Source organism: Marinobacter gelidimuriae (assembly GCF_000372805.1).
GTDB lineage: Bacteria > Pseudomonadota > Gammaproteobacteria > Pseudomonadales > Oleiphilaceae > Marinobacter > Marinobacter gelidimuriae.
Map to the genome: position 1 here is coordinate 1 of NZ_KB889830.1, position 2,879 is coordinate 2,879.

3 protein-coding genes and 1 pseudogene are annotated in these 2,879 nt (G+C 51.6%); 1 reads left to right on the plus strand and 3 read right to left on the minus strand.

Annotated elements, in window-relative coordinates:
* Window positions 1–143 (plus strand): annotated as a pseudogene (locus tag A3OI_RS22530) (IS1595 family transposase); the annotation flags it as partial.
* Window positions 144–360: 217 nt separating this feature from the next.
* Here A3OI_RS22530 and A3OI_RS0102545 read toward each other — a convergent pair.
* From A3OI_RS0102545 to A3OI_RS0102555, 3 genes are all read right to left on the minus strand, one after another.
* The gene (locus tag A3OI_RS0102545) at window positions 361–1,074 is read right to left on the minus strand and encodes an aspartate/glutamate racemase family protein (RefSeq protein ID WP_018402786.1); all 714 of its coding nucleotides are present in this window, start codon (window positions 1,072–1,074) and stop codon (window positions 361–363) included.
* A gap of 109 nt (window positions 1,075–1,183) precedes the next feature.
* Window positions 1,184–1,834 carry a glutathione S-transferase family protein gene (locus A3OI_RS0102550; protein ID WP_018402787.1) on the minus strand — a complete coding sequence of 217 codons (651 nt, stop codon included), beginning with the start codon at window positions 1,832–1,834 and terminating at the stop codon, window positions 1,184–1,186.
* A 295-nt stretch (window positions 1,835–2,129) separates the two neighbouring features.
* Window positions 2,130–2,507: a cupin domain-containing protein gene (locus tag A3OI_RS0102555; RefSeq protein ID WP_018402788.1), complete on the minus strand. Its 378-nt coding sequence runs from the start codon at window positions 2,505–2,507 to the stop codon at window positions 2,130–2,132.
* Between the last annotated feature and the right edge of the window lie 372 nt (window positions 2,508–2,879).

Below are 2,879 nucleotides of genomic sequence, written 5' to 3' on the forward strand. Positions count from 1 at the left end.
CCCCTCGCTACCTCGCTGAGTTCGAATACCGCTTCAATCGGCGCTACGATCTCAAAGCCATGCTTCCGCGGTTCCTGACAGTAGCAGCCCGGACATCGCCTATGCCCTATAGGCTGCTAAAGATGGCTGACTCTTATGCGTAATCAGGTAAGTTGATGACATTGTGGAAGCACCACCGCCAACGTCAATGATCGACGCTGTGTGCCTCACGCCAGTCGCTTCAATTAACTGGAGCGAATTGTCTGCGTGTTCTTGATACCAGCTAACGGTATCCGTGGCCTTGGTGGAGTACACGCGCTCCCAGTGATCTTTTGATTGCATGACTCCTCCGGAATGCTGTCCTGTGGTCTAACGCCGCAATCACGCGCTTGTCGCGTGCATTGCCTTGTTATCTGATTTACTCAATGATGCATGGTGAATATCCGCGATGTGTACCAGAGCACTGTCGATGTATCTGAACCCACAATCATACCCATCGAATGCCACAAATAGATCTGTACCCGCAAGCACGATTGCTTGAGCTCCTTGGTCATCACACATCTTTTGACCAGCCTGAAAAATAGTGTTTCTCTGCTCTTTGGTAGCCGTCCCCGAAACAGCAATACTCATGTAGGCCTCGTGAACTTCGTCCAGATGTTCGTCGGGCGGGATAACAACGTCAGTATTCTGTAAGCTATTGAATAGCCTCGTCTCCATAACCACTTTATTTCCTAACACTCCCACTTTTCCGTACCCGCTTTTGACAAGCTCACTCTCAAGTCCAGATAAGGCATCAATAATGGGAATGGGTGAAACTTTCGCAAGTTCAGATATGCAAAAATGGCCAGCGATTGACGTTACTACAAGGGCGTCGGCTCCGGCCGCCTTCAGACGATTGGCCAATACCTCAAAAATTTTTACCTGTTCACTCACCGCATTGGATTGAATATTACGTATCAAATCGCTGGCGTGTGCGTGACAAATGGTCAGTTCTAGGTCAGTGGCGTTGCCGGATAACTGGCTTGCTCTAACCAAGTTGCGGTAATAGAACTCTGTTGCGGCTGGGCCGATACCGCCGATCATCCCGATGTGCATAGGTTCCTTCCTCTTGATGAACGTTCTTTATAGGAAAAGCCAACAGCACGCGCGGCTGCGGAATGGAGGCGAAGCCGCAATGCAGTAGCCGTCGCCGTGCCTGTGATTGCTATATTCCTACCTCGGCCACGTCTATGGTTTCAGGCTCAGCGTGAGCTTGCCTAGCCCACTCCCCCATTTGTTCATGGTCGAGAATGAAGTGCATGTATTCCGCAGATGCAGTCGAGACTTTGATCCCATAGGTTTTAAATCGCGACGCAACCGGAGCGAACATGCAATCCGCAATAGAGAACTCACCGAACAACCACGGGCCGACACTCGAATAGATTTCACGGTACTGTGACCAGATTCGGTCTATCCTAGCCACCTCCCGTTCAAGATCTGCATTAAGAGGGACTTTGCGCCCGATTGCGCGGCAATTCATTGGCAATTGGCCTCGAATCTCTGGAAAGCCAGAGTGCATTTCAGCACTGCAGGATCTTGCCTCTGCTCGTACACGAACGGAACTCGGCCATCCGCCGCCATCCAGATACTGCTCTGAAATGTATTCGCAAATTGCCAGCGAATCCCAGATGGTCAGATCACCGTCCTTAAGCACAGGGACTTTCCCTGCATCAGTATGCTGGGCAAGAGCGGTGTAAGTATCATCCTGGTCCAGTGGAATCCGCACTTCCTTAAAAGGTAGCCCGTGAACCGACAAAAACAGCCATGGCCTTAACGACCATGACGAGTAATTTTTATTCCCTATTACGAGCTCCAAAGTTCACTCCTTGAAATATAACGCTTAGGTTCAGGGGCTGGCTTTAGTCAGTCCCAGTGAGCGCAGCGAACGACTTGAACCCTTGGTTAGGCAGGGCTTAAAGCTGACGCCTGTTCAGAAAAGATATTTTGCACAATGCCCGAGGTGCCAGCCTAGGCGGCGTTTGAGCGATAGCCTGCACGTACAGGCAAATTGTCACAGCGTAAATAAACGGCGTAATTATTTTAAGCCGTCTAACGTTTGACAAGAGAGGCGTGCCCTGGCTTGCCGGGGCACGCCTCTCTCGACGGAAGGGTTAGGTCTCTGTGCGCGCATATTGGCTTTCGAGTAGCTCAAACCCGGAAAGAGCGGGGCACACGACAGATATGAAAACCAGCGGTTCAGGACCAGTGTTTAGTACGCCATGAACTTCACCTTTGTGAGCAACGACGACATCGCCTGCTGTGATCTGCTTTGAGCTGCCGGCGGCATCGAGTTGGTATTGACCGAGACCGGACAGGATTGTCCAGGTGTCTTGACCCTCAGGATGCAGATGAGCTGAAATTCTTTGGCCTGGCTTTACGTACCAAGCCACGATTGCGGCTTCAACCGACTCTGTAATGACAGACCTGAAGGGCTCGCCATCAACCGGCTGAAGATGATTGGCGCTGGGGAAGATGCGTTTGATGCTCATGGGACCGACTTCCTTTGGGGTTTGCTGCGATTTGTGGAGACAGTGCGCTTGCGGTTGCTCCTGAAAAACCTAACGCTTAGGTTTAAGCCGCCTAACGCTCCACTCACCGGAATTTTGGGAGCTAAGCGAGTAAAATTTCCGAGTGCAGTGGCTTGTTGAACGAAGCCGCTATGCGGCAGAGGTTAAATTCGTCTGTACTTCCCTGACCCACTCCATTCCGGAGGGGCCTGTCAGGAGAAGTGTGATGAACGCTAACGAACACGCTCGTTTTCAAGCACTGCACCAACGCTACCTCACCGAACTCACCCTGCGCGGCAAAAGCCCCAAGACCATCGATCTGTACACCCGTTGCCTGCGACAGGTCTGCGACTA